The organism is Flavobacterium flavipigmentatum (assembly GCF_020911905.1).
In the GTDB taxonomy this organism is placed as follows: Bacteria; Bacteroidota; Bacteroidia; order Flavobacteriales; family Flavobacteriaceae; genus Flavobacterium; species Flavobacterium flavipigmentatum.
Window position 1 is genome coordinate 1,480,777 of sequence record NZ_CP087133.1, and the last position, 26,571, is coordinate 1,507,347.

Genomic DNA, 26,571 nt, shown 5'->3' on the forward strand with positions numbered 1-26,571 from the left:
AAAGACAAGCAATCTCGGGGAAAATCGCCTGTCTCTTAAAAAACTATTTATTTTCAATAATACTAATCGCATAACCTCCGCCTGGAGCAGAAAACTGCGATAGTTTTGATGTATTGGTTACAACCATTTTTTTGATGGTATACGCTTGCGGATTGGTTTTGTAATGCGCATCTTTTGAATCGGCATAAAGGGTTGCGGTGTATTTTTTGCCTTTTTCAAGGAAACTGAAATCGATATTTGAGGTACGGGAATTGTCTCCGTTTACATTTCCAACAAACCAATTGTTTGTTCCTTTTGCTTTTCGGGCAACCGTAATAAAATCACCTGGTTCTGCTTCTATATATTTGCTTTCTGACCAATCTACCGCCACATCTTTTATGAATTGAAAAGCATCTGGAAAACGGTTGTAGTTCTCTGGAGTATCTGCCGCCATTTGCAATGGGCTGTACATGGTAACATACAAAGCCAATTGGTTGGCAAGCGTACTGTTTACATGCGATTTGTTGTCTGGATTCATTTTAGTTAAATCCATTTCAAAAATCCCAGGAGTATAATCCATTGGGCCCCCAATTAAGCGTGTAAATGGCAATACAGTAACGTGATTAGGTTTAGAGCCTCCAAAAGCCTGATATTCTGTTCCTCTTGCTGCTTCATTCCCAATTAAGTTAGGATAGGTTCTGCAAATTCCTGTTGGGCGAACTGCTTCGTGCGCATTGACCATGATTTTATAATCGGCAGCTTTTTCAATAGCATATTGATAGTGGTTTACAATCCATTGATCATAATGATTTTCGCCGCGAGGCAAAATATCGCCAACGTAGCCGCTTTTTACAGCATCGTATCCGTTGTCTTTCATAAATTGGTAGGCTTTATCCATGTGGCGCTCGTAGTTGCGCACAGAACCTGAAGTTTCGTGGTGCATTATGATTTTTATACCTTTAGATTTTGCGTATTCGTGCAAACCTTTTACATCAAAATCTGGGTAAGGCGTCACAAAGTCAAATACATAATCTTTAGTATGACCAAACCAATCTTCCCAACCTTCGTTCCATCCTTCGACCAAAACAGCGTCAAAACCATTTTTAGCAGCAAAATCGATGTATTTTTTTACGTTGGCATTGTTGGCACCATGCGTTCCGTTTGGTTTTGCTTTCGAGAAATCGGTAACACCCAATTGCACCGTTGGAAAATCGTTTGTGTACGACCAAGAGCTTTTTCCTGTAATCATTTCCCACCAAACACCGACATATTTCACAGGTTTTATCCAAGAAGTATCCTCAATTTTTGAAGGCTCGTTTAAGTTCAAAGTCATTTTTGAAGCCAAAATTTCGCGAGCATCATCACTTACCATAATTGTTCTCCAAGGAGAGTGGCTTGGTGCCTGCATATACCCTTTGTCGCCTTTTGCATCTGGTGTTAACCAAGATTCGAAAATCATGTTTTTATCATCCAAATTCAGGTGCATACAAGAATAATCAATCAAAGCAGCTTCGTGTAAATTGATATAGATTCCATCATTGGTTTTTAGCATCAACGAAGTCTGAACGCCTGTATTAGAAAAAGATTTTTGCGAGACATTTGCGGTATAGGCTTTCTCAGATAATCCTCTTATTTCCGATAATTTAGATTTGGTATAATCGTATTCTTGGGTATCATAATCGCCCGGAATCCAAAAAGCAGTGTGGTCGCCCGTCATTGCAAATTGTGTTCTTTCTTCTTTAATTACAAAATAGGTTAAGTTTTTTTGCGAAGGAAATTCGTAACGAAATCCTAAACCATCATCAAACAAACGGAAACGAATCACGATTTGTCTGTCGGTACTTTTTTGGTTTAAAGTAACGGCCAATTCATTGTAATGATTTCTAATGTTATCGACTTCTCCCCAAACTGGTTTCCAAGTTTCATCAAAAGTTGCTGTTTTTGTATCGGTAATGGTAAAATCATTCAAAAGTGATTTTTTATCATTTTTAAGTTCAAGTCCTAATTTACTGGTTTTTACAACTTCTTTGTTTTTGTATTTTAAACTGTAAGTTGGTGTTCCGTCATTTTGAAGCGAAAATTCCATAACAAATTTTCCTTCGGGTGATTTTAATTGTTGCGCTTCTGCTAAAGTGCTGAAGGCGAATAAAATTAAGCTTGTAAAAAATAATTTTTTCATTTTGATAGTTTTTAAAAGTGATTCACTTTTGTTTATGCTGTGGCTAATGGAGTAGCCATTATTGTTTTTCCGTTTACGTTGATCGCTAAGTCCTGGTCGCCATCAACTGTAAAAGTAGTTTCGTTATGATTGACAGCTACTTTTATAATTTGATTTCTAAAATTAATTTTAAACGAATATGCCTTCCATTCTTTTGGGATTTTTGGAGAAAAATGCAGTTGGTCATTTTTAACACGCATACCGCCAAAACCTTCTACAATACTCATCCAAGTTCCCGCCATCGAAGTGATATGGCAACCTTCTTCTACCTCTTTATTATAATCTTCTAAGTCTAAACGAGACGTTCTTAGATAGAAAGTATAGGCCATATCCATCTTGTCTAAAACAGCAGCCTGAATAGAGTGAACGCAAGGAGAAAGTGAACTTTCATGAACGGTAAAGGATTCGTAAAATTCGAAATTGCGTTGTAATTCTTCTCTCGAAAAATGATCCTCGAAGAAATAAAAACATTGCAAAACATCGGCTTGTTTGATGTAAGGCGAACGTAAAACGCGATCCCAAGACCATTTTTGATTGATGGGTCTTTGCGCGCGATCTAAATCTTTTACGGGAACCAAATCTTTGTCTAAGAAACCGTCTTGCTGCAGATAAATACCCAATTCTTTAGAAGTTGGGAAATACATATTATCGGCTACTTTTTTCCATTGCTGAATTTCGGCTCCCGAAAGCACTACTTTTTCCAGCACACGTTTGTGATCTGCAGGATACTCGGCAGCGACTTTTTTAATTTGTTCTGCGGTATAATCGATACACCATTTTGCGATATAATTGGTGTAGAAATTATTATTGATATTGTTTTCGTATTCATTTGGACCTGTAACTCCCAAAATCACGTATTGGTTTTTTTCTTTAGAAAAAGAAGCTCTTTGGTGCCAAAAACGGGCAATCCCGATTAAAACTTCTAAACCTTTCTCAGGAATATACGAGTAATCTCCCGTAAAACGATGATAATTAAAAATGGCAAAAGCAATGGCGCCATTTCTATGAATTTCTTCGTGCGTGATTTCCCATTCGTTATGACACTCTTCGCCATTCATGGTTACCATCGGGTACAAAGCTGCTCCGTTTTTGAAACCTAAATTGTCTTTAGCATTTTCAATTGCTTTGTCTAGCTGATTAAAACGGTATGTTAATAAATTACGCGCAACCTGCTGATCTTTAGTAGCCATGTAAAACGGGATGCAATAGGCCTCGGTATCCCAATAAGTAGAGCCTCCGTATTTTTCTCCGGTAAAGCCTTTTGGACCAATATTAAGACGAGAATCTTTTCCTAGATACGTTTGATTTAATTGAAAAATATTAAAACGAATTCCCTGTTGCGCTTTTACGTCGCCATCAATAGTAATATCCGACATTTCCCAAATTTTGCTCCAAGCCTCAATTTGATTTTGAAGTAATTGATCGTATCCTAAATTCAATGCTTTTTTGATGCATTTTTCGGCCGCAGCCAAAGTATTTTCATGGTTTAAAGAAACCGTGTAGCCCCCTATTTTTTGTATCGCTGAGGTTTGTCCTTTTGCAATAATCGTCCCATAATGAAACTGTACTTTGTCTGAAGTAGAATCTATTGTAGAAGCAGAAATGTTGACGTTTTCGCCGTTTGCAAAAATCGTGTTGTGCATAAAAGTGGTCACTTTAAAATGCGTTTTAAAAGTTTGTGCTGTTACAAAAGCTTCATTTGTTGCTTTTTTTACTTCCAATGGTTCCCAGAATTTTTCTTCCCAGTTGGCATCTTCATTGGTTACACCAGCATCAATATATGGTTTGTAAACAATTTTAGCATCCTTGTTTAAAGGTGTGATTTCATATTTAATGATACCCACTTCGTCTAAATCCAAAGAAAGAAAACGACGCACATTTACGGCGATTTGGGTACCGTTTTTTAGAGTTGCTTCAAAAGAGCGATTGTACCAACCTTCTTTCATGTTCAATTCTCTACGGAAATTTTTAACCTGAGTACATTTATTCAAATCAAAGTTTTCTTCGTTGATTTCAATATCAATTCCAATCCAGTTGGGAGCATTTAAAACTTTCGCAAAATATTTTGGATAGCCGTTTTTCCACCAGCCTACTTTGGTTTTGTCAGGGTAATAAATTCCGGCGATATAACTTCCTTGAAACGTTTTACCGGAATAAGTTTCTTCAAAATTGGCACGTTGTCCCATAGCACCGTTTCCAATACTGAAAAGACTTTCAGAAGATTTTACTCTTTCTGCGTCAAATCCTTCTTCTATGATGGACCAATTGTCTGGTTTTATATAATCTTGATTCATTTTTCTTTAATTAGATAATTGGGCAATGAGATAATTAGAGAATGTGTCAATTTGGTAATTAGATAATTATTGGGTTGACGTTTCTAATTTGATTTTATCTTTATTGCTGATTGTTTTACTTTTTTTGATTGATGGTTTGTAACGATTGATTAGTTGTTTAATTTGATAATTATTCATTTTATAATGATCAAATTGACATATTTTAAATTAGTCAATTAGATAATTCTAGCTTAGGACATTATCTCATTTTCTAATTGTCAAATTTTCTAATTAATTAACTTCTCGATAAAGCTTTCGTCTATTACGGTGAAATCTTTAAAGATGTATTGGGCTTCATGTAAGATTGTTTTATCACCAATTCCAACACTTGTCATTGTAGCAATATTTGCTGCTTGTATTCCAGCTACCGAGTCTTCAAAAACAATCGAATTTTTTTGGTCAATTTGTAATAATTGGGCCGCTTTCAGGAAAACTTCCGGATCTGGTTTGGCATTGGTAACGTCATTTCCGTCAACAACAACATCAAAATAGGACAGAATTCCGGTTTTTTCTAAAATTGGTCTTGCATTTTTACTTGCAGAACCCAGTGCAATCGCTTGATTTTTTTCTTTTAATAGTTGTAGAATTTTAAAAACGCCTGGAAGAATTTCGCTTTCATCCATGTCAACTAAATAGGTTAAATAATCTTCGTTTTTTTGAATTAACCATTTGTCTTTGTCTTCTTGCGAAGCCTGAACATTTCCTAGTTCAAGAATTATATCGAGCGAGCGCACGCGACTTACACCTTTAAGTAATTCGTTGTGTTCGTGTGTAAAATTAATATTGAGGCTTTTGGCGATTTTTTGCCACGCCAAAAAATGATATTTTGCGGTATCAACGATTACGCCATCAAGATCGAATATGAATGCTTTTTTGTTCATTATAAGTAGGATTCTTAATTTATGATTTTTGAATTGTATCATCTACATCTTTTACTTTGTAGACTAAAAGAGCGGCAATTAAGAAACTAACTCCACTGGTAATTAAGGCATAGATTGCATCGCCATTGTAAAGATATTTTACAATTGGACCTCCAATAAGTGCATTTACAATTTGTGGAATAACGACAAAGAAGTTGAAGATTCCCATGTAAACTCCCATCTTTTTTGGCGCAATTGATCCTGCAAGAATAGCGTAAGGCATTGCCAAAATACTTGCCCATGCCACTCCAATTAAAATCATTGGAAGTACTACCCAGTCTTCATTGGGCATAAAATAAATAGATATTAATCCGATTCCTCCAATAATTAAAGAAAGGGCGTGTGTTGATTTTCGTCCGATTTTTTTAGCGATGTACGGCAGGAAAAACAGGGCAATAATAGCAGAAACCAAATTATAGACTCCAAACAATATTCCGACCCAGTCACCAGCGTCTTGATATTGCTGACTTGAAGTGTCATCTAAAGGCAATCCGTAAATGTGATGTGCAATAGCTGGAGTTGTAAAAACCCACATTCCAAATAATCCGAACCATGAGAAAAATTGTACCCAACTTAGCTGACGCATAGTAGTTGGCATTTTTGCAAAATCGGTAAAAATGTCGCTTAGTTTTGATTTTTCTTCAGAAACAATAACGTCATGATTTTGAGGATCTTCAAAATTGGCCAGTTCTTCCGGAGTATATTCTTTTGTTGTAATGAGTGTTACTAATATTGAGCCCACTAAAACTCCCGCACCGATAATAAAAGAAAGGGTCAGGTTTAATGGAACACTTCCGGGAACAGCACTATTTGAAACATCAAAATATTTTGTCAGGACATACGGCAATGCGGAACCAATAACGGCTCCAAAACCAATTAACGAAGTTTGAATACTAAAACCTGCAGTACGCTGATCTGTTCTTAAATTGTCTCCAACCAAAGCACGAAATGGCTCCATAGCGATATTGAAAGATGCATCCATGATCATCAACATTCCGGCTCCAACCCATAAAGCAGGTAAAACAGAAATAAAAATATTAGCTTGAGGCATTAAAATTAATCCAACGGAAGCCAAAATAGCACCTACAAGAAAAAAGGGTTTTCTTCTTCCGAATCTTCCCCAAGTTTTATCGCTGTAATGACCAATAATAGGCTGAACTATTAATCCCATAAGGGGGGCAATAATCCAAAACCATGATAGTTCATGTATGTCCGCACCAAAAATTTGAAGAATTCTGCTGGCATTCGCATTCTGTAGTGCAAACCCCATTTGTATTCCTAAGAAACCGAAACTCATGTTCCAAATTTCCCAGAAACTTAATTTACGCTTTTCCATTATCGTAATTAAAAAATTAATTAGACGATAAGCGCTATGCTTATCAAAACTTACTGTTTTTTCGAAGTAAAAGTAAAAGCTTTGATGGCCGTAAAAGTATAAATTATTTTTAGATATATACTAACAAAAAAGCCATAAATGTTTTTTATGGCTTTAGAATATGTTGATTTTAAGAAAATTAGTCAGTAGATTCTCTTTTTATAAGATGTGTTTCAATGACTTCTGTGGTGTAATTTTCATTTTCTTCATCATCATCATGAGCGGCTTCCAGTCTTTCAATTAGCATTTTGGCGGCTTTGTTTCCCATTTTTTCGCCACTTTGGCTTACAGTGGTAATTGTAGGAGTGGAGTATTTAGAGATAATTCCGTCGGTAAAAGCAATTACAGCCAGGTCTTCAGGAATTTTAAGTCCCATCTTATTTGCTGTTTTGATGATAGTAACCGCAAAAAGTTCGTTTACCGCAAAAACTGCATCAAAAGCCCTGTCGTGCAAGAGTTGGCCAATGGTGATTTCGCAGGTGTCTACATCTTCAATTTTGATGATAAGGTCTTCATTAAAAGGCAATCCGTTGTCCAGAAGTGCTTTTTCGTAGCCATCCGTCCTTAATTTTCCGACACTTACATAATCTACCGTTGTCACAAGTGCAATCTTTTTTCGACCATTATCGATTAAGCTTTGAACGGCTTCGTAAGCAGCAGATTTATCATCAATAATCACTTTGTCGCACAAAATATCATTGGTCACACGGTCAAACATTACTACTGGCATTCCTTGATTAATGACTTCTGTAATATGGTGAAAATCGCCTTTGTACTGGGTTTCTTTAGAGAGAGACATGATAAAGCCGTCAATGCTTCCGTTGGCCAACATCTCCATATTGAGGACCTCTTTATCAAAAGAATCATCAGACAGACAAATTACAACACTATAGCCGTGTTCGTTCGCAACCTGCTCAATACCGTTGATCACAGTAGAGAAAAAATAATGTACAATTTCCGGAATGATAATACCAATACTTTTGGTTTTTCGATTTTTTAGACTAAGAGCAATGTTGTTGGGTTTATAGTTGTAAAACTTTGCAAAGGCCTGTACTTTTAGACGTGTTTCTTCACCGATTTCGAGACTGTTTCTAAGTGATTTTGAGACAGTTGAAATCGATACGTCAAGCTCCTTTGCAATTTGTTTTAAGGTTATTTTTCGTTTCATAGTATTAATTTGAAAAAAATCTAATTGTTAATAAAGGTATTGTATATTTTGATAATTGATAATTTTTGACTTAAAAGATTACAAAAAATAGAAAGTTTTCAACACTATCACGTTTTCGTAAACCAATAAAAATTGTAACTCGTTGCGCATGTTAATAAATTCCTAATTTTGAAATTCGAAGTAAAATTAAAAACTTAACTAACAATCACAAACTCAAACTAATTTAAACAAAAAGTATGAAAGCAATTTATAAAAAGTTGTTATTTTTATTCCTGCTGTTGCCTTTTTCGGTGTTAGCTCAAAGCACTTTAAGCGGAACCGTTGTTGATAAAGCAACAGGACAACCATTACCAGGAGTAAATGTAAATGTACAGGGTGCTCCAAGCGGCGCATCTACCGGATTTGATGGGGTTTACCAACTTTCAAATGTAAAAAATGGTAACAAAATTGTCGTATCTTTTATTGGATATAAAACGGCAACTATTGATTACACCGGACAAAAGACACTAAATGTTACCTTAGAGGAAGATACAAATCAACTTAAAGAAGTTGTAGTACAAGTAGGTTACGGTACTGTTAAGAAAAAAGATGCTACAGGTTCTGTTTCTCAAATCTCTTCAAAAGAATTTAATAAAGGAATCAACGTAACTCCGGAAAGCTTAATTAGTGGGCGTATTTCGGGTGTAACTGTTGTTGGAGGAGGTGCTCCTGGTGCAAAAGCAGATATCCGTATTCGTGGAGGTTCTTCTTTAAATGCTTCAAATGAGCCTTTGATCGTTTTAGACGGATTGCCTTTAAGTAATGCAGTTCCTAGCGGAGCAACAAGTATTTTATCTACTATTGATCCTAACGATATTGAGTCTTTTACAGTTCTTAAAGATGCTTCTGCAGCAGCTATTTATGGTTCGCGTGCAGCAAATGGTGTAATTGTGATTACAACCAAAAAAGGATCAAAAGGTGGTGTAAAAGTTAATTTTAGTTCTCAGGTAGGTATCAATACAGTGGCCAACACAGTTGACGTAATGAGTGCAGACCAATTTCGTGATTTAGTAAACACAAAAGGAACAGCAACTCAACAAGCTTTATTGGGTAATGCAAATACCAACTGGCAGGACGAAATTTTTCATACTGCTCTTACAACAAACAACAATATTTCTGTAAGTGGCTCTTTATTTAATAAATTGCCAGTTAGGTTATCAGTTGGAAATGTTGATAATCCGGGAATCTTAAGAAATACATCTTTTGAGAGAACTACGACATCGTTATCGTTAAATCCGGTTTTATTTGATAATCATTTAAAAATTGATATTAGCGGAAATTTATCTTTTGGTAAAAATCAATTTCAGGATGAAGGAGCTGTAATTGGTAGTGCTATCGGATTTGATCCTACACAACCAGTTTACGATGCCAATTCACGTTACGGAGGTTATTATGAGTGGTTAGAACCAAATGGAAATTTACCTTTATTGCCGGCAAGAAATCCTGTTGCAAGATTAAATCAGGATAATAGAAGAGCTACTTCTACCAGAAAATGGGGTAATGTTAGATTAGACTATAAATTACATTTCTTTGAAGATTTGAGAGTTGTAGCCGAAGCTGGTATTGATAGATTTGATAGTAGCGGATATACAGAAGTAAGTACTCAAAGTGCGTTGGGTTATCAGCCAAACCCATTTAGCTCAGGAAACTGGGTAAATTTAGGAAACTATTCTAGTTATACTGATGCACTTCAAAACAAAAACTTAAATGCTTATTTTAATTATACCAAAGATTTAGGAAAAATTAAAGTAGACGCAACAGCGGGTTATAACTACCAATTGTTTCAAAAAGAAAGATATCAATCTGGTGAAATAAGACAGCCAAATCCTAATGAAGATGTTGCTACGGATCCAGATGTTAATTTACAATCTTTCTTTGGTCGTTTGAATTTAGGTTATGACAGCAGATATTTATTGACCTTAAACTACAGAAGAGACGGGACTTCACGTTTTTCTGAAGATAACAGATGGGGTAATTTTGCCGGAGGAGCTTTTGCTTGGAATGTATCTGAAGAGGAATTTTTAAAAGACAATGCTACACTTTCAACTTTAAAATTAAGAGTTGGTTACGGAACTACAGGTCAACAAGATATCTCTGCTCAGTATGATTATTTGAGAAGAGTAACTTTAGGAACAATTAATTCACAGTATATTTTTGGAAATACTGTTTATTCAACTGCCAGACCAGAAGGATATAACGAAAATATCAAATGGGAAGAATTGGCAGAGATGAACGTAGGTGTTGATTACGGATTTTTGAATGAAAGAATAACAGGATCAATCAACTATTTTGATAAGAAATCGACAGATTTATTAGCAGATATTGCAGTTCCTGATGGTGCTAATCTTAGAAATCAAGGTTTCTTTAATATTGGTAGTGTAAGAACAAAAGGGGTTGAGTTTAATGTTCAGTCGGATGTAGTTAAAACCGATAACCTAACTTGGAATGTAGCTTTTAATGCTACTTACATCGATCAAAAAATCTCAGAATTAGGAATTACAGTTCCTGGTTTTCAAGGTTATTTGGCAGGAGACAACATAGCTGGAGGAAATGGAAATAAAGTTCTTATTAACTCAGTAGGATATGCACCAAATTCATTCTTTGTTTACGAACAATTATATGATGCTGACAAAAGACCTATAGCAGGAGCTTATGTTGATAGAAATTCAGATGGAAAAATTGATGCAGGTGATCGTTACAGAGCCGGTAAAACAGCTCCAGATTATACTTTTGGATTGTTTTCTACTTTAAACTACAAAAATTTTGATTTTACAATGAACTGGAGAGCTAGTGTTGGAAACAAAATTTTTGATAACGTAAGTTCAAATTTAGGTTACTCTGATGCCGGATTAAGAAGACAAACGGATTTATCTAACGTAAGTTCTGATTACTTTAATACAGGCTTTACTTTTGAAGATAATGGAACACAACGTTATTTGTCTGATTATTTTGTAAAAGATGCTTCTTTTGTAAAATTAGATAATGTTACGCTTGGGTATACTTTTGATAAAACGATCATTAAAGCCGCTTCATTAAGATTTACAGCTGGTGTTCAGAATGTTTTCATTCTTACGAAGTACAATGGTTTAGATCCTGAAAGATTCAATGGAATTGATAATAATGTTTACCCAAGAGCCAGAACTTTCTTGTTTGGAGTAAATGCCAATTTCTAATAGTAGACTGAAATCAAAAATTTAAAAATAAACAAAATGAAAATATCATTTAAATATATATCTTATTTTTTCCTATTCATTTTAGGATTAAGTATGACGCTTACTTCGTGTACCGACGACCTAAACGTGACGCCAAAGGATGATGATGAGTTTTTATCTGAAACCTTTTTTCAAGATCCCGCATCGTACAAGCAAGTATTGGCAAAATTATATGCAGGTCTTTATGTAGGAGGAAATGATGGAGATGGTTCTGCAGATATTGCTGGATTGAGTGGGGATTTTAGTAGTTATTTGCGTTTGCTTTTTGTAACACAGGAGTTTACTACTGATGAAGCAATTATCGCTTGGGCGGATGGTACTTTACCAACATTGAATGCTCAAACTTGGTCGCCTGCAAATGAATTTCTGGAAGGAACATTTTCTAGAGCTTTTTATCACATTAGTGTTGCTAATGAGTTTTTAAGACAAACTACAGATGAAAAATTAACGGCAAGAGGTGTTGATGCTACTTTAAAAGCTGAAATCGCTACTTTTAGAGCTGAGGCTCGTTTCTTGAGAGCATTTTCATACTATAACTTAATGGATTTGTTCGGGAATGTACCAATCACTACAGAAAATGATCCTGTAGGTTTCTTTTACCCAGCACAAAAATCCAGAGCAGAAGTTTTTGCTTTTGTAGAATCTGAATTGAAAGACTTAGACAATAGCTTAGTTGCTTCAAAAACAAATGAATATGGTAGAGTGGATAAAGCTGCTGCTAAATTTTTATTAGCTCAGGTTTATCTGAATGCTAATGTATATGTAGGAACACCTAAATTTAATGAGGCTGCAGCATTATGCAAAGATATTATTGATAACTCTGGTTATACATTTGCTAATGTACCTTACGCCTATTTGTTCTCTGCAGATAATAATAGAAACGGTGCACAAAGTGAGGTAATTTTTCCAATTGTAAGTGATGGTAATGCTATTAGAGCTACAGGCGCAGGAATGAGTTTTATCATGCACGCTTCTATCGGAGGTAGTATGGATGCTGCTTCACGCGGTATGGACGGTGGATGGCAAGGAATTAGAACTCGTAGAGAGTTTGTGAATCTTTTTTCTGACGAAACCGCAACTGCTGATAAAAGAGGTACTTTTTATACAGCAGGTCAAGCAAAAGACATCGCTAATGTTGGAACATTTACAGACGGTTATGCTGTAACAAAATACATCAACAAAAATGCAGATGGTTCTGCAGCACAAAGAAATGATATCCCGGATATCGATTTTCCAATGTTCAGATTAACAGATGCTTATTTAATGTACGCTGAAGCAACACTTAGAGGAGCTACTACAGGAAACATAACTACAGCTTTGGGTTATATCAATCAAATCAGAGATAGAGCAGATGCTGCGCCAATCAATACTGGACAATTAACTCTTGACTTTATCCTAGATGAAAGAGGGAGAGAATTATTTTGGGAATGTCACAGAAGAACAGATTTAATTCGTTTTGGAAAATTTACAGGCGGATCTAAAATCTGGCAATGGAAAGGCGGTTCTGTAAATGGAAGTGCAACAGAATCTTACAGAGATTTAATGCCTATTCCTGCAAGAAACATTCAGGCAAATCCAACTTTGAAACAAAATCCGGGTTACTAACATCTTAATATAATATTAAAATGAAAAATATATATAAAATTTTAATCGCATTTATTGGCGTGTTGATGGTATCATGTAATGCTGATGATGTAGATAACCGACCAATTCTTAATGATGTTTCGACACCAGAAATTACTGCACCAGCGACAGGACAAAATATTGTTCTTGATGTTAATAAAGCTGCCGATGAAGCTCTTAAAGTTACTTGGTCTGCTGCGGAATATTCTACTTCCGTAGCAATTAAGTATACTGTCTTAATAGATAAAAAAGGCGGTGATTTTAGTGCTGCCAAAACCCTTCAAGCTACAACAAATGGTATTAAAGAGGTTTCGATATTAAGTAGAGAATTAAATCAGGCAGCAATTGATCTTGGCGGAAAACCGGAAGTTGCTGCGATGTATGATGTAAAAATTTCATCCAATGTTTCAGGAGGATTTGTTCAGGTATCAAAAGGTTTGATTACTATTACAGTAACTCCTTACACGGGTAAAGTGACTTATGATTTTAACGATTGGTATTTAGTTGGAGATGCAACTGTTTCTGGCTGGGATAATAACAAAGGAAATCAAATTTTGTTCAGAAGTGGAACAAACGCTAATGAATATAAATTTACAGGATTTTATAAAAAAGGGTATTTCAAGGCAATTAAAAATTTAGGAAGCTGGGCTCCAATGTATGGTGGTTCAGCGGGTACTCTTGCTTATAGAGGAACCGACTCTGATCCAGATCCTGCAAGTTTTGAAATTCCTGCTGATGGTTATTACACCTTTACAATGGATGTCCAAAAGTTAACCTATTCATTAGTGCCATATAATGCTTCTGCAGCTGTAACATATTCAACAGTTGGTATTATTGGAAGTGCTACTGCTAAAGGTTGGGATGCTTCTACTGCAATGGTAAAATCTTCATTCAGTGCTCATGTTTGGTCTCTTGGCGTAACTTCACTAAATGATGGTGAAATGAAATTTAGAGCAAATGATGCATGGGATGTTTCATGGGGTGGAAAAACAGCTTTCTCTGGTGGAGGAACTGGAGATAATATTCCAGTAGCAAAATCTAAATATGTAATTTATTTTAATGATTTAGACGGAAGCTATTTAATGATTCCAAATCAATAAAAACTTCAGTTAATAACTGAAAAAGGGCTATCTAAAAGGTAGCCCTTTTTTGATAAAACTAACCAAACCAACCACATTATGAAAAAAACCATACTATCACTATTTCTTTTATTATCAGTATCTCTTTTTGCCCAGCAACAAACGGTAATTTATTCTATAAGTCCTACTACTTTTGAAGAAACAGCTTCAGTTACAATCACAATTAATGGAAGTAGTATTAACGAAACCACTTGGGGTGTTGTCGGAAATGCATTGTATATGTGGGCTTGGGCTTTTGATTTAAATGATACCACTCAAAAAGGCACTCCTTTAAATGGTACTTGGGAGGCATCAGATGAGGCAAGCAGATTTACCTACAACAGTGGAACAGATACTTATACAAAAACAATCACACCAACAACTTATTATAATACTGCAGGAATTGGTAAAATTGGCTTTTTAATTAAAGCTAAAAACGGAACTGGCGATAAAAAATCACAAGACATTTTGGTCGAGGTGGGCACTTTTCAGGTTAATCTGGCCGCTCCAGTCGAAAATAGTGCTACAATTATTGCGTCTGCTGCCAGCTTTAATATTACTGCTACAAACACAAATGGCGCTGCAAATTATAGTCTAAAAGCAAACGGGGTTGTTATAAATACCAATGCAAGTACAACCAATTACTCCTATATTGCTACGAATATTGTAAACAATCAAAATTATGAATTGTCTGCAACACAAGGAGCGGTTACCATTATAAAAAAGTTCTCAGTCGTTGTTAATCCTAATACAGTTATGGAAGCTATGCCAGCTGGTTTGGTTGATGGAATTAATTATCATGCTGCTGATGCCACAAAAGCAACATTGGTTCTCGATGCGCCTTTAAAAGATTTTGTTTATGTGGCCGGAAGTTTCAACAACTGGCAGCCAACAATAACGTATGCTATGAAAAAAGATCCGGCTTCGGGTAAATTCTGGTTAGAATTAAATGGTTTGGTTTCGGGAGTAAACAATACCTACCAATATTGGGTGGTAGATGCAACACCATTAACAAATTCTCCTTCATTAGTAAAAACAGCAGATCCATATTCAACTTTAGTATTATCTCCATTTGATGACGCTTCGATTCCTGCCGCGTCATATCCAAATTTGCCAGCTTATCCGGCGGGACAAAATTTTGAAGTTACCGTTCTTAAAACAGGAGAAACGCCATACAATTGGCAAGTGACCAATTTTACAAAACCGGAGAAAGAAAAATTAGTAATTTATGAAGTTTTGGTTCGTGATTTTGATGCGAATAGAAGCTATCAAAGTTTAATTGATAAAATAGATTATTTTAAAAACTTAAAAATAAATGCCATTCAGCTAATGCCAGTAATGGAGTTTGAAGGGAATGAAAGCTGGGGTTACAATACTTCTTTTCACATGGCTTTGGATAAGTTTTACGGAACTTCTAATAAATTAAAAGAACTTATTGACTTGTGTCACCAAAACGGAATTGCAGTTATTCTGGACGTAGCTTTAAATCATGCTTTTGGAAGAAATCCCATGGTTAGAATGTGGATGAGTGATCCAGATGGTGATGGTTTTGGTTCGTCAACAGTAGAAAACCCTTATTTTAATACAGTTGCAAAACACAGTTATAATGTTGGAGAAGATTTTAATCACCAACAAATCAGAACTCAGAATTATGTAAAAAGAGTGATCAAACAATGGGTAGAAGAATATAAAATTGATGGATTTCGTTGGGATTTAACCAAAGGTTTTACTCAAAACTGTACTGCCAACGATGAGGCTTGTACCAATAGTTTGCAACAGGACAGAATAGATGTTTTAAAATCGTATGCAGATTATTCCTGGAATCTTGACCCAACACATTATACGATTTTCGAACATTTAGGTACAGATGCCGAAGAATTGCAATGGGCCAATTACAGAGTTGGAGAATCTCCAAGTAAAGGAATTATGCTTTGGGGTAACTTTAATAATGCTTATAACCAGTTGGCAATGGGTTATGCGTCTGATAGTAATATTTCCAGAATGGTAAGTAGCGCTCATGGTTTTACTTCCAATCGTTTAGTGGGTTATGCAGAGAGTCATGATGAAGAACGATTAATGTATAAAAATGTACAATATGGAAATTCTTACGGAAGCTATAACGTAAAAACATTAAATACAGCTTTGTCAAGAATGTCTGCTATTGGAGCAGTATCATTACTCGTTCCCGGGCCAAAAATGATTTGGCATTTTGGAGAGTTAGGCTGGGAATCTTCAATTTTTACCTGTAATAATGGTACTGTAAACACAAGTAGCGATGCAACATCAGGTGATTGTAAATTAGACACAAAACCACAGCCACAATGGACAGGGAATTGGTTAGGCAATTCAGATAGAAATAAAATTTATAACGATTGGGCAAAAATGATTACTATGAAAACAGTAGAACCTGTATTTCTGGGTACTGCTACAATCGTAAATGCAAATACATTGCTTCAGAATATAAAAATAACCAATGCCGCATTAGCTTCGACTCAGTTGAAAGACGTGTTAATTTTGGCCAATTTTGATGTTACAGCGCAGAATGTTCCAACGGGATTCCCATACGTCGGAACTTGGTACAATTTGATGAATAATACTACCATCAACGTTGCTGATATTGCGGCTCCTATAAATCTTCCTCCTGGAGAATTTAGAATTTACGGAAATAAACAGGCCAATTTAGCGATTGCTAATTATGAAAACAGAGGCAGTATTTTTGTATATCCTAATCCGGTATCCAGTTATTTTATGGTCAATACGGAAGCCATTAGTGTCCAAGTATATTCTTTTTCAGGGCAATTAGTAAAGAGTTTTTCCAATGATTTTTCTAAAGATTACCAATATAATGTTAGCGATTTGTCAGATGGTATTTACATCATAAAAGTTATTAATAAAGACCAGCAAATTCAAGTGATGAAATTTGTAAAAAAGAAGTAATTGTCGTTTTCTCTCAAGCTGCCTGAAAAGGCAGCTTTTTTTTTATAAAATCGTTCTGGTTTTTATTAAAATTTATTGTATCAATTCGTTTACTTGTTCTACTAATTTTTTTATCGAAAAAGGTTTTACCACATATAGGTCGGCGCCTAATGCAAGTCCTTTATCAATGTTTTTTTGTTTGTTTTTTGCAGAAAGGAAGATGACTTTGCAATGCTGTAGTCTGCTGTCTTTTTTTATTTCTTCTAATGTGGCGAATCCGTCAACCATTGGCATCATGACATCCAAAATAATTAAATCCGGAAGTTGTTTTTCAAGAATATCAAGTGCTTCCTGACCGTCACGAGCAATAAAAACTTCAAAATTATTTTTTTTAAAAGTATACTCAAGCGACATTACAATGTTGGGTTCGTCATCTACAATTAAAATTTTCTTCATATCGATATGCTTTCAGTGGTCTTGTAATTAGGTAATGTAAAAACAAATGTAGCACCATTATTATCGGTGTCTTCTGTCCAGATTTTCCCTTTATGATGTTCTATAATTTGTTTGCAGATCGCAAGTCCTAGCCCGCTTCCAATGGGTTTTTTTACATTTTGATCTCGCGATTGATAGAATTTGTCAAAAATAGATTCCATTTCTTCTTTTTTAATTCCTTTTCCATTATTATGAATTTTAATCACCACATTCTGAGTGTTTCCAAGTATGCTAATAGTGATTTTTCCTTCCTTTTCCGAACAAAATTTTATAGCATTTGAAAGTAGATTATGAATAACCTGAATAATTCTTTCTTCGTCATAAAAAGCTTTTATTTCGCTTGACGAAGCTTTTACTTCAATACTAATATTTTTATTTTTTATTAATTGGTTAAGGGATGCCAAAGTGTTTTTAATTGTTATTGACAGATCATTTTTAGAAAGATGAAGTTTTTGTTTCCCTGTTTCAAATTTCTCTAAGTCTAAAATTTTGTCAATCAGGCGATTCAGTCGGTCAGATTCGGTAATAATGCTTTTTAAAAATTGCTTTCTTATTTCTTGCGGAATCTCATCATCGTCATGCAAAATTTCGCTCGCAGCACGAATGGCTGTAATTGGCGTTCGTAATTCATGGGTTACAGTGTCCAGAAATTCATCTTTTTGAATGTCTTTATTAATGAGTTGCTCATTGGCTACTTTTAATTTTTCAGAAATGGTTTTTAATTCTCTTGAAGTATCCGTTAGCTTTTTATTAATAATAATATTTTCTTTCGATTCTTCCAGAATTCTAAGCACTTCCGGCAGGCTAATTTTGTCTTCCTGTATGACATTTGCTATTAAAATTTTAGCGGAAGCTGTACCAATATGACCCGTAAGTAAGTTTTCGGCAAATTTGATAAATCGCGCATCTGCAGTATTATCATTTTTGTCTATGTTGTATTTCAAGTTAAAAATAGTAAGCGCTCGTCTTGTTCTTGACTCTCCTAGAAATCGCTCTAAAACTTTCTGAATGTCAGATATATAGGCAATTCCTTTCCATACAAAAGCATTTTCGTGATTGGTGATGTATTGGTCAATATCTACAAACATTTCGGCATAATTACGTTCTCTGTAATTGCCTCTCAAACTTACCGAAACGGCTAAATAACTCATGGTGTTTACCAGCATACTCCAGAAGAAAGCATGCTGGATAGGGTCTAAATAATCCAATCCTAAAATATGAAATGGTTTGAGTAATGTAATTCCCCAAGGTCCTGATTGAATAAAAGTGCTTGACGATTTTGTTATGCCAATGGCGTACGGAATCAATATGGTGTAAAGACAGACTAAAAAACCTAAGATGATTCCGGTTACCGCTCCTTTTTTTGAACCTCTTCGCCAGAATAGTGCGCCAAAAAAGGAAGGAGCCAATTGTGCAATGACGACAAACGATACCAAGCCAATGGAAACCAAAGAATAATCCAGAACGAAACCTCTGTAAATGGCATACGCTACAATTATCAGTAAAAAAATCCCTATTTTTCTACTGTTTACAATGCGTTTGCTGTTTTTTTCCTGAGAAATATCTTTTAGTGAACCTATAAACCCATACGGAATAAGAAGGTTGTTGCTCAGCATTGTTGCCAATGAAATAGAAGACACAATAATCATAGAAATGGCTGCTGAAAAACCGCCAAGAAAAACCAATACCGTCAAGAATTTATTATTAAAATATTGCGGAATGAGCAACGAATAAGTATCTGAATTGAATCCTTTACCTTCAAAAAGAATGTTGCCTCCCCACGCAATAGGGTAAATAAAAATATTAAACAATAAAAGGTATAATGGAAAAAGCCAAATTGCGGTCTGAATGTGTCTTTCTTTATTATTTTCAATAATCGCTGTATGAAATTGTCTTGGCAATAAAAAAATAGCAAACATTGACAAAATGCAAAGGAAGAACCAGTTAATGGCTTGCGAGAGTCCTCCAATCGTATTTTTTTTATCAAAATTTTCCAATAAAGATGCTTTGTCGTAAATATCGTCAAATCCATCAAAAACAAAAAAGGTGATATAGGTACCAATTATCAAAAAGAAAATCAATTTTAGGATCGATTCTATGGCAACTGCCGTAACGATACCGCGTCTTTTTTCTGAGGCGTCTACATATTTTGTTCCATAATAGGAAGCAAATAAAGCCAAAGCAATACAAACATAGGTGGTCGTATCTGTAAAAATATTAGAACTCGCCTGCGTTTTAGTAACAATATAAAAGGTGTCAGAAATTGATTTTAGCTGTAAAGAAATATAAGGTAAGATTCCGAATAAGCAAATAATGGTGACCAAGGCTCCCAGAAATCTACTGTTTCCGTATCGTAAAGAAATAAAATCTGCAATGCTTGAAATTTTATTTACTCTCGAAATTCGTATAATTCTCTTGAGAATAATCATCCAGGTGGGTATCACTAAAATGGGGCCTATATAAATGGGTAAATACCCCAAGCCAGATTCTGCAGCAACACCAATACTTCCGTAATAGGTCCAGGCTGTACAATATACCGCTAATGAAAAAGAGTAGATATAGGCATTATTTGTCCATTTAGAGTGGCTTCTTTTTTCAGACCAATATGCAATGTAAAAAAGAATCGATAAATAGAGCATCAATATTAATAAAAGTTCAATGCTACTCATAATATCTCTTTATGATTAGGTAAGATATGGCAATCGAAAAAATCCATGCCGAAAAGATGTAAATATAGATGATTGGGAATCCAAAAAGTGATTTTGAACTATCAAATAGCAGCAACAACGGTACGTTCATTGCTAATAACATTAGCAGTGAAAGGATAACCAATTTTTGTTCGTGTCTCTTTTTCATAAGAAGATGCTGTTTGCTTGATAGCAAAATTTGCTTAGTTTCTTAAAGATAATCTACTTAAATCTGTATTTTTTATTTAAAAATAGACAGCCTCCACCACTATAGGCAGAGACTGTTCTATTGGGCAATTTAATTATTTTTTTCGTCATAATCACCCATTAAGGCATAATAGCCAAAGGTTCCTAATCCTAAAACGATTAAGGGTGTGAGTACAAAAAGGATAATAATTCCGAATACTAAATCCTCTTGTTTTCCTGACATAAATTTGGGTAATCCAAAAGTAAAGATGCAAAAATAAGCTGCAGCTACTGCTAATGCGATCCAAACTAATCCTAAAACTCTTTTTATCTGATTCATAGCTGTGTTTTTTATACGTGAGCGTTTTTATCTTTGTTTTTAATGTAAACCATTCCGATTATAAAGGATACCGAAGCAATAATAATTGGATACCAGAGTCCTTCGAGATAGAATTCTGTATGGCCTAAATCTTTTGCATTGGTCACAAAATAGGTTGAAATAGCAGGCAGTAATCCTCCAAAAATTCCGTTTCCTACGTGATAAGGCAAAGACATCGATGTATATCTAATTTTTACAGGAAACATTTCTACCAGAAACGCTGCAATCGGCCCATATACCATCGTAACAAACAATACTTGTACAAATACTAAAAATATCAAAGCCCAATTGTCACTGGAGTTAATCTTTATTGTGGTTTTGGTTTCTATTTTTGGTTTGCCATCGACAATTTTAGCCACACCATTTTCTAAAGATACCGTTTTTATCTCTACCAATTTTGTTCCGTCTGTATACTCTTTGTTGGTAGTATAAATAGAGTCTGATGTTTGTTTTTTGTTTTCTTTTAATTCGGCAAGTAGTGTGGTTTTTTCGACTATTTCAGTTTTATTTTTCACAGATGTGGTTTCGTACATTTGTTTGTAGATAGGTCTGTACAAGAGAATGGCCATTAACATTCCGCCCATCATGATGTATTTTCTACCCACTTTGTCACTCAGCCATCCAAAAACGATAAAGAAAGGTGTACCGATAATCAGAGCGATTCCGAGTAAAGTATCTACCTGAGAGGAGTCGATAGACATAACGGTTTTCATGAAACTCATGGCATAAAATTGGCCGGTATACCAAACAACACCTTGTCCCATTGTTGCTCCAAATAAAGCCAACAATACAAATTTTAAGTTATAACGATTTCCAAAACTTTCCTTTAATGGATTGGTACTTGTTTTTCCTTCACTTTTCGCTTTAGCGAAAACAGGAGATTCATGCATGTTTTTTCGAATAATATACGAAACTCCAACCATGATGATCGAAACCCAAAACGGCACTCTCCATCCCCATTCATCAAATTGTTCAGGTGTAAGAATGTTTCTTGTGGCTAAAATGACCATCAAAGAAATAAATAATCCTACCGTTGCCGTAGTCTGAATCCAGGAAGTCCAGTATCCTCTTTGTCCAACTGGCGCATGCTCGGCGACATAAGTTGCTGCTCCGCCATATTCGCCTCCCAAAGCAAGACCTTGTAGCAAACGAAGAATCAGAACTAATAAAGGGGCCATAAAACCAATGGTTTCGTAACTGGGGATACATCCAATCAAGAAGGTGGCTCCACCCATTAAAAGTAACGTTACCATAAAAGTGTATTTTCGACCAATTAAATCACCTAGTCTACCGAAGAAAAGTGCTCCAAAAGGACGAACTACAAAACCTGCTGCAAATGTTGCCAGCGTAGACAAGAAAGCTGCAGTAGGATTATCTGAAGGAAAAAATTTAGTGGAAATGACAACAGCCAAACTTCCAAAGATGTAAAAATCGTACCATTCTATCATGGTTCCCATTGAGGATGCAGAAATGACTTTCCAAATTCCTTTTGTTGATTTAGTACTCATAAATTATTTTTTTTAGTTAGTTTATAGATAGATTTGTAATTGCAGTATAAATTCTCCTTTTGATCCTGAAGTAGTTGAAGGTGTGGTATAAATAGGTCTTGTTGAATATTGTGCCGTTATTTTGGCGTGTTGACCGTCTAAGAAAAGGTTGGTTCCGAGATCAAATTGAGTACTTGATTTATCTAATGCATCAAAACTTTTATAAGTAAAAGCTCCAAAAGGCTGCACCCGTACTTTTGGTTTTTCTGCTGCGCTGGGTAATAAAACACCCGCCTGTGTGTACCAGATGTTTCCAGATCCAATAGAAGGTTGTGCGTTTCCTGCTCCTGCCAATGCTCTGCTACCAGTAAAACCCGGATCTGCAGTACCAATGTTCATAATGCCTACGTTACGTAAATAATTAGGGCCAAAGTCGTAATCATAAAAAACACTGTAGGCTGTTACAGCCATTTTGTTTGTTTTGTTTCCAAGAGGCAAATCAAGAAAGACGTCTGCTGCAAAAAGATTGATGTTATGTTTACTGATGGTATTGTTAACCGAAGATCTTGTTCCGTCTGGCGCGGTATAAAAACCAGCTCCAATATTAAATACTTTTTTGGTTCCTAAATAGCTTCCTACTTTGTAAGGCAGTAAATTGGATTCCTGATCTAAAAATTGATATTCAAAATAACCAGCTTTTGACCATTTTGTATTCCCACTATTGTCAACAGCTACGGCCTCATCTGCGGTAATTGCGTTAGCCGGAACCAAGTTTGTAGCGTAAGGCTTGTTGTAGCTTAAACGGTATTCTAATTTACCAAATTTACCTTTTGCAAACAACCCCATTTGTCTTGCAAACTGATCTGAGTTTTCTATTAACGGCCAGTTGAATATAGGGGCGTCTATGGTTAAGAAATTCAAGGTAGAGGCCATTGTTGATCTGGATAGTCCCATATAATAATGTAGTCCTCCTCCAAGTGATAAACTAAATTTTTTATCTTTTTCGGGTAATACTAATGCGTATTCATTCCAGGCATCATGAAAAAACAGGCCAGGTTTTTTTCCGGCACCGTATCCACCAGTTCCCGTAGTTCCGGCAGCGCCACCATTGGTAAAGGTTTGGTTGTTGATACCAAAGTGCGTTACAATCATGTATCTTTTAGACAATTGAGAGTAGGCCAGAAAACGTAATCGTCGGTTCCCGATATCGGTTCCGGTTGTAGCTGCTTCATTTCCAATCATTGTTCCGGCATTCATCTCTCCGGATCGAAACCATATTTGGTTCCACACAATAAATCGCATGTATTTTGAACCATCTTCGTTCAAATTGAATTTCATTCCGCTACCGTAATCTACAGAGCCTTGTGAAAAACTTTTCACAGACATTAAAAGTATTGCCGTGATAAAAAATATTTTTTTCATAAATAAAATTTTGGTTACGATCGTTAGTAAATAAAGTACCAAATTCTATTATTTTATCAGGAAAAAAAATTTAGATATATTTTTGTGTAAAAGGTATAGTTAGTCCTTGAATCTTTCCCATTTTATCAGCATAAATTTGTCTCCAAGTTCTGTAATAATCATTCCTGCTCCGGATAATAATGCTTTGTTTTTAAGGTATTCAATAAGTTCTAAATGACTTAAAATCTTATAAGTAGGGTGATAGTTGGCGTGTGAAGGTTTTTTTATCTTAAAGGTTTTTACCCAATTGCTTATCGTAACATGAGAAACACCAATAATGCGTTCTATTTCACGAAAACTTAGGCCTTCAAGATAAAGTTGCAATGCTTTGGAAACATAGTAATCATCTATCTTTTTTCCGATTTTATTAACGGTAAAAAAATAGTTGCATTTTTTACATAAATACCTTTGTTTACTATTAATGATGCCACTTTTTATGATATGATTATCCTGGCACTTTGGGCATGATAAAATCTCCATGTATATATAATTTGCATAAATATACTAAATTAGCAATTATAATAAAGAGAATAACGCAAATAAAAGAACTTTAATTTGCAGGAATAAAATTTTTAAACCGTATTTGTTGAGGTTTTTCTATTAATTTACGAAATTTTATTTTTTCGAGATATTCTTTTGCGAATAGGAAACATTGTAGGCGGATATTAAAAAATACATTCAAACTAAAGTAGGATATAGTCGAGTGAAAAAACTTAAACTTGATTTTTAAAATTTACAAGAAGGACTGTAAAATGTATAAAAACAAAAAACCCGAATATTGCTATTCGGGTTTTGTGGTACCTCCAGGGATCGAACCAGGGACACATGGATTTTCAGTCCATTGCTCTACCATCTGAGCTAAGGTACCTTGCTTAATGTTTACTCAGTAATTACTTTCGTAATGTTTGTGTGAACGTGTTTGCGGGTGCAAATATAGGATGATTTTTAGTTTATCCAAAACATTTTTTAAAAAAAATCAATTCGTACCTTCGCATTTGTAAATATCGAAATATGGTTTTAACAGTTGATGTTGGTAATACTAGAATTAAAGCTGCTGTCTTTGAGGGAAGTACTGTTTTGGAAAGTTTTGTTTTTGAGAAAAAAGAACTCGAAAAAAAAATTAAAAAAATTTTAAAAAAATTTCAAAATTGCTCCGATTTGGTCGTTGCATCGGTCGGAACTATCGAAAAACAATCTTTTTTGGCTTTCGAAAAACAGTTAAAACTTCATTTTTTAAGTCATGAAGATGTTTTTCCTTTTGTAAATAAGTATGCAACACCAAAAACATTAGGGATCGATCGTATGGTTTTGGCTGCCGGAGCAACATTACAATATCCTAACCAAAACAGATTGGTGATTGATGCGGGAACTTGCATAACCTACGATTTCATCGACGAAAATGATCAATATTTGGGTGGAGCGATTGCTCCCGGCCTTAGATTGCGTTACGAATCATTGCATAACTTCACGGCCAGACTGCCTTTGCTTGATTTAGAGGAGCCTCAATCTTATATAGGAAATACCACTGCGCAGGCGATACATTCTGGAGTTGTAAACGGTTTCGTCTATGAGATTGACGGGTTTATCGATGAATATCGTGCGAATTTTTCAAATTTTATAATAATTTTAACGGGTGGCGATGCAGATTTTTTGGCTAAACGATTAAAAAATACCATATTTGCCAATTCAAATTTCTTGCTAGAGAGTTTGAACCAAACATTTCAATATAAAATCAACAATGATTAAAAAAATTATAATAAGCGCGTGTTTGCTTATCTCGTTCGTTTCATTTGCTCAGCAAGGTACTTCGTCACCTTATTCTTTTTACGGAATTGGCGATGTAAGATTCAAAGGAACCCTTGAAAACAGATCTATGGGAGGCGTTTCTGTAGAACAAGATAGTATTCACATGAATATTGAAAACCCTTCGAGTTATGCCAATTTAAGACAAACCGTTTTTACTGTTGGAGGTACTTTTGCAACTTCGACCTTAAAAACAAATGCAGCATCTGCAAAAGCGCAAAGATCTACATTTGATTATTTGGCGGTTGGTTTGCCAATTGGAAAATTTGGAGCTGCATTTGGTTTGATTCCATTATCTTCTGTGGGATACAGGATTATAGACAACAATACAGGGACAGAAGGTGCAACAAGTAGTCAATTTGAAGGAAAAGGAGGCTTGAGCAAAGTATTTTTTGGACTTGGATATAAAATAATGCCAAACTGGAATATTGGAGCTGATGTACAATATAATTTTGGTAAAATTGAAACCTCAAGTATACAGATTATTTCTGGAGTTCAAAATGGAACCAGAGAAAATACCGATTCTGAAATATCGGGTGCCAATTTTAATATTGGTACTATGTATCAGCGAAAATTAGATAAAAAACTAAGCTTATTTACAAGTTTAAACTATACCTTCTCTAGTACGTTAAAATCTACTAGTGTTAGAAGCATTCAGGTAGATGGCGATCCTGATCCTAAAACATACGATCCAAGTGTGAATAACCTAAAGTTACCGAACAGGATTACAATGGGTGTAGGTATTGGAGAGGTTAGAAAATGGTTGTTGGGTACAAGTTTGTCTTTTCAGGGAGATGGGCAGTTTCAGAATTACTACAATACAAGCGAAAATGTGCGTTACGAAAAGTATGCAAAATATGCTATTGGAGGTTATTTTATACCTAAATACACTTCATTTTCAAATTATTTTAGTAGAATCACCTACAGAGCTGGTTTAAAATACGAGAAAAGTGGTTTGGTCGTTAATAATGAATCAATAAATGACTTAGGAATGAATTTGGGTGCTGGATTTCCAGTCTCAGGAACTTTTTCGAATGTCAACTTTGGAATTGAATTTGGAAAAAAAGGGACAGTATCTTCAAACTTGGTTCAGGAAAATTATCTTAATTTTAGTCTGAGCTTCTCATTTAATGATAAATGGTTCGTGAAAAGTAAATTCAACTAAACGTAGT

Annotated in this window: 17 protein-coding genes and 1 tRNA gene; 6 read left to right on the forward strand and 12 right to left on the reverse strand. The window is 35.1% G+C overall.

Annotated features, from left to right (window positions below; genetic code table 11):
* Nucleotides 1-43: 43 nt before the first annotated feature.
* From LNP22_RS06830 to LNP22_RS06850, 5 genes are all read right to left on the reverse strand, one after another.
* Nucleotides 44-2,158: a glycoside hydrolase family 97 protein gene (locus LNP22_RS06830; protein ID WP_229975897.1), complete on the reverse strand. Its 2,115-nt coding sequence runs from the start codon at nucleotides 2,156-2,158 to the stop codon at nucleotides 44-46.
* 32 nt (nucleotides 2,159-2,190) lie between these two features.
* A complete protein-coding gene (locus tag LNP22_RS06835) occupies nucleotides 2,191-4,491 on the reverse strand; it encodes a glycoside hydrolase family 65 protein (RefSeq protein ID WP_229975898.1) in 2,301 nt (766 codons plus the stop codon).
* A gap of 266 nt (nucleotides 4,492-4,757) precedes the next feature.
* Nucleotides 4,758-5,411, reverse strand: coding sequence for a beta-phosphoglucomutase (gene pgmB / locus LNP22_RS06840; protein WP_229975899.1), 654 nt, complete (start codon nucleotides 5,409-5,411; stop codon nucleotides 4,758-4,760).
* A 19-nt stretch (nucleotides 5,412-5,430) separates the two neighbouring features.
* A complete protein-coding gene (locus tag LNP22_RS06845) occupies nucleotides 5,431-6,786 on the reverse strand; it encodes an MFS transporter (RefSeq protein ID WP_229975900.1) in 1,356 nt (451 codons plus the stop codon).
* 178 nt (nucleotides 6,787-6,964) lie between these two features.
* Nucleotides 6,965-7,993 (reverse strand): LacI family DNA-binding transcriptional regulator, encoded by a 1,029-nt coding sequence (locus tag LNP22_RS06850; RefSeq protein ID WP_229975901.1) that lies wholly within the window; start codon nucleotides 7,991-7,993, stop codon nucleotides 6,965-6,967.
* A gap of 236 nt (nucleotides 7,994-8,229) precedes the next feature.
* Between LNP22_RS06850 and LNP22_RS06855 the strand changes: the two genes are divergently transcribed.
* The 4 genes from LNP22_RS06855 to LNP22_RS06870 all read left to right on the forward strand — a co-directional run bounded on the left by LNP22_RS06855 (nucleotide 8,230) and on the right by LNP22_RS06870 (nucleotide 16,922).
* Nucleotides 8,230-11,205, forward strand: coding sequence for a SusC/RagA family TonB-linked outer membrane protein (locus LNP22_RS06855; RefSeq protein WP_229975902.1), 2,976 nt, complete (start codon nucleotides 8,230-8,232; stop codon nucleotides 11,203-11,205).
* 36 nt (nucleotides 11,206-11,241) lie between these two features.
* Nucleotides 11,242-12,849 carry a RagB/SusD family nutrient uptake outer membrane protein gene (locus LNP22_RS06860; protein ID WP_229975903.1) on the forward strand — a complete coding sequence of 536 codons (1,608 nt, stop codon included), beginning with the start codon at nucleotides 11,242-11,244 and terminating at the stop codon, nucleotides 12,847-12,849.
* Between the two features lie 20 nt (nucleotides 12,850-12,869).
* Nucleotides 12,870-13,967: a SusE domain-containing protein gene (locus tag LNP22_RS06865; protein ID WP_229975904.1), complete on the forward strand. Its 1,098-nt coding sequence runs from the start codon at nucleotides 12,870-12,872 to the stop codon at nucleotides 13,965-13,967.
* A gap of 78 nt (nucleotides 13,968-14,045) precedes the next feature.
* Nucleotides 14,046-16,922 carry an alpha-amylase family glycosyl hydrolase gene (locus LNP22_RS06870; protein ID WP_229975905.1) on the forward strand — a complete coding sequence of 959 codons (2,877 nt, stop codon included), beginning with the start codon at nucleotides 14,046-14,048 and terminating at the stop codon, nucleotides 16,920-16,922.
* Nucleotides 16,923-16,994: 72 nt separating this feature from the next.
* Here LNP22_RS06870 and LNP22_RS06875 read toward each other — a convergent pair whose 3' ends face one another.
* From LNP22_RS06875 to LNP22_RS06910, 7 genes are all read right to left on the reverse strand, one after another.
* Nucleotides 16,995-17,357, reverse strand: a complete 363-nt coding sequence (locus LNP22_RS06875; RefSeq protein ID WP_229975906.1) for a response regulator transcription factor — start codon at nucleotides 17,355-17,357, stop codon at nucleotides 16,995-16,997.
* Nucleotides 17,354-20,065, reverse strand: coding sequence for a sensor histidine kinase (locus LNP22_RS06880; RefSeq protein ID WP_229975907.1), 2,712 nt, complete (start codon nucleotides 20,063-20,065; stop codon nucleotides 17,354-17,356). Before LNP22_RS06880 ends, LNP22_RS06875 begins: the two co-directional genes overlap by 4 nt.
* Before the next feature lie 316 nt (nucleotides 20,066-20,381).
* The gene (locus tag LNP22_RS06890) at nucleotides 20,382-20,609 is read right to left on the reverse strand and encodes a DUF6814 family protein (protein ID WP_210667531.1); all 228 of its coding nucleotides are present in this window, start codon (nucleotides 20,607-20,609) and stop codon (nucleotides 20,382-20,384) included.
* 11 nt (nucleotides 20,610-20,620) lie between these two features.
* Nucleotides 20,621-22,156: an MFS transporter gene (locus LNP22_RS06895; RefSeq protein WP_210667532.1), complete on the reverse strand. Its 1,536-nt coding sequence runs from the start codon at nucleotides 22,154-22,156 to the stop codon at nucleotides 20,621-20,623.
* 21 nt (nucleotides 22,157-22,177) lie between these two features.
* Complete coding sequence (locus LNP22_RS06900) at nucleotides 22,178-23,557, reverse strand: porin (protein ID WP_229975909.1); 1,380 nt, start codon at nucleotides 23,555-23,557, stop codon at nucleotides 22,178-22,180.
* 99 nt (nucleotides 23,558-23,656) lie between these two features.
* Entirely contained in the window at nucleotides 23,657-24,076 is a 420-nt protein-coding gene (locus LNP22_RS06905) for an IS1/IS1595 family N-terminal zinc-binding domain-containing protein (protein WP_229975910.1), read from the reverse strand.
* A gap of 315 nt (nucleotides 24,077-24,391) precedes the next feature.
* A tRNA-Phe gene (locus tag LNP22_RS06910) sits at nucleotides 24,392-24,464 on the reverse strand.
* A 143-nt stretch (nucleotides 24,465-24,607) separates the two neighbouring features.
* Between LNP22_RS06910 and LNP22_RS06915 the strand changes: the two genes are divergently transcribed.
* Both LNP22_RS06915 and bamG read left to right on the forward strand, forming a co-directional pair.
* On the forward strand, nucleotides 24,608-25,342 hold the full coding sequence (locus tag LNP22_RS06915) for a type III pantothenate kinase (RefSeq protein WP_210667109.1): 735 nt from the start codon (nucleotides 24,608-24,610) through the stop codon (nucleotides 25,340-25,342).
* A complete protein-coding gene (gene bamG / locus LNP22_RS06920; protein ID WP_229975911.1) occupies nucleotides 25,335-26,564 on the forward strand; it encodes a BamG family beta-barrel-assembly machinery protein in 1,230 nt (409 codons plus the stop codon). The genes LNP22_RS06915 and bamG overlap by 8 nt, the downstream gene beginning before the upstream one ends.
* Nucleotides 26,565-26,571: the final 7 nt, after the last annotated feature.

Bases quoted from the DNA above. Each gene is read 5' to 3' on its own strand.
- LNP22_RS06830 (WP_229975897.1), bottom strand. From the start codon at position 2,158: ATGAAAAAATTATTTTTTACAAGCTTAATTTTATTCGCCTTCAGCACT.
- LNP22_RS06835 (WP_229975898.1), bottom strand. From the start codon at position 4,491: ATGAATCAAGATTATATAAAACCAGACAATTGGTCCATCATAGAAGAA.
- pgmB (WP_229975899.1), bottom strand. From the start codon at position 5,411: ATGAACAAAAAAGCATTCATATTCGATCTTGATGGCGTAATCGTTGAT.
- LNP22_RS06845 (WP_229975900.1), bottom strand. From the start codon at position 6,786: ATGGAAAAGCGTAAATTAAGTTTCTGGGAAATTTGGAACATGAGTTTC.
- LNP22_RS06850 (WP_229975901.1), bottom strand. From the start codon at position 7,993: ATGAAACGAAAAATAACCTTAAAACAAATTGCAAAGGAGCTTGACGTA.
- LNP22_RS06855 (WP_229975902.1), top strand. From the start codon at position 8,230: ATGAAAGCAATTTATAAAAAGTTGTTATTTTTATTCCTGCTGTTGCCT.
- LNP22_RS06860 (WP_229975903.1), top strand. From the start codon at position 11,242: ATGAAAATATCATTTAAATATATATCTTATTTTTTCCTATTCATTTTA.
- LNP22_RS06865 (WP_229975904.1), top strand. From the start codon at position 12,870: ATGAAAAATATATATAAAATTTTAATCGCATTTATTGGCGTGTTGATG.
- LNP22_RS06870 (WP_229975905.1), top strand. From the start codon at position 14,046: ATGAAAAAAACCATACTATCACTATTTCTTTTATTATCAGTATCTCTT.
- LNP22_RS06875 (WP_229975906.1), bottom strand. From the start codon at position 17,357: ATGAAGAAAATTTTAATTGTAGATGACGAACCCAACATTGTAATGTCG.
- LNP22_RS06880 (WP_229975907.1), bottom strand. From the start codon at position 20,065: ATGAGTAGCATTGAACTTTTATTAATATTGATGCTCTATTTATCGATT.
- LNP22_RS06890 (WP_210667531.1), bottom strand. From the start codon at position 20,609: ATGAATCAGATAAAAAGAGTTTTAGGATTAGTTTGGATCGCATTAGCA.
- LNP22_RS06895 (WP_210667532.1), bottom strand. From the start codon at position 22,156: ATGAGTACTAAATCAACAAAAGGAATTTGGAAAGTCATTTCTGCATCC.
- LNP22_RS06900 (WP_229975909.1), bottom strand. From the start codon at position 23,557: ATGAAAAAAATATTTTTTATCACGGCAATACTTTTAATGTCTGTGAAA.
- LNP22_RS06905 (WP_229975910.1), bottom strand. From the start codon at position 24,076: ATGGAGATTTTATCATGCCCAAAGTGCCAGGATAATCATATCATAAAA.
- LNP22_RS06915 (WP_210667109.1), top strand. From the start codon at position 24,608: ATGGTTTTAACAGTTGATGTTGGTAATACTAGAATTAAAGCTGCTGTC.
- bamG (WP_229975911.1), top strand. From the start codon at position 25,335: ATGATTAAAAAAATTATAATAAGCGCGTGTTTGCTTATCTCGTTCGTT.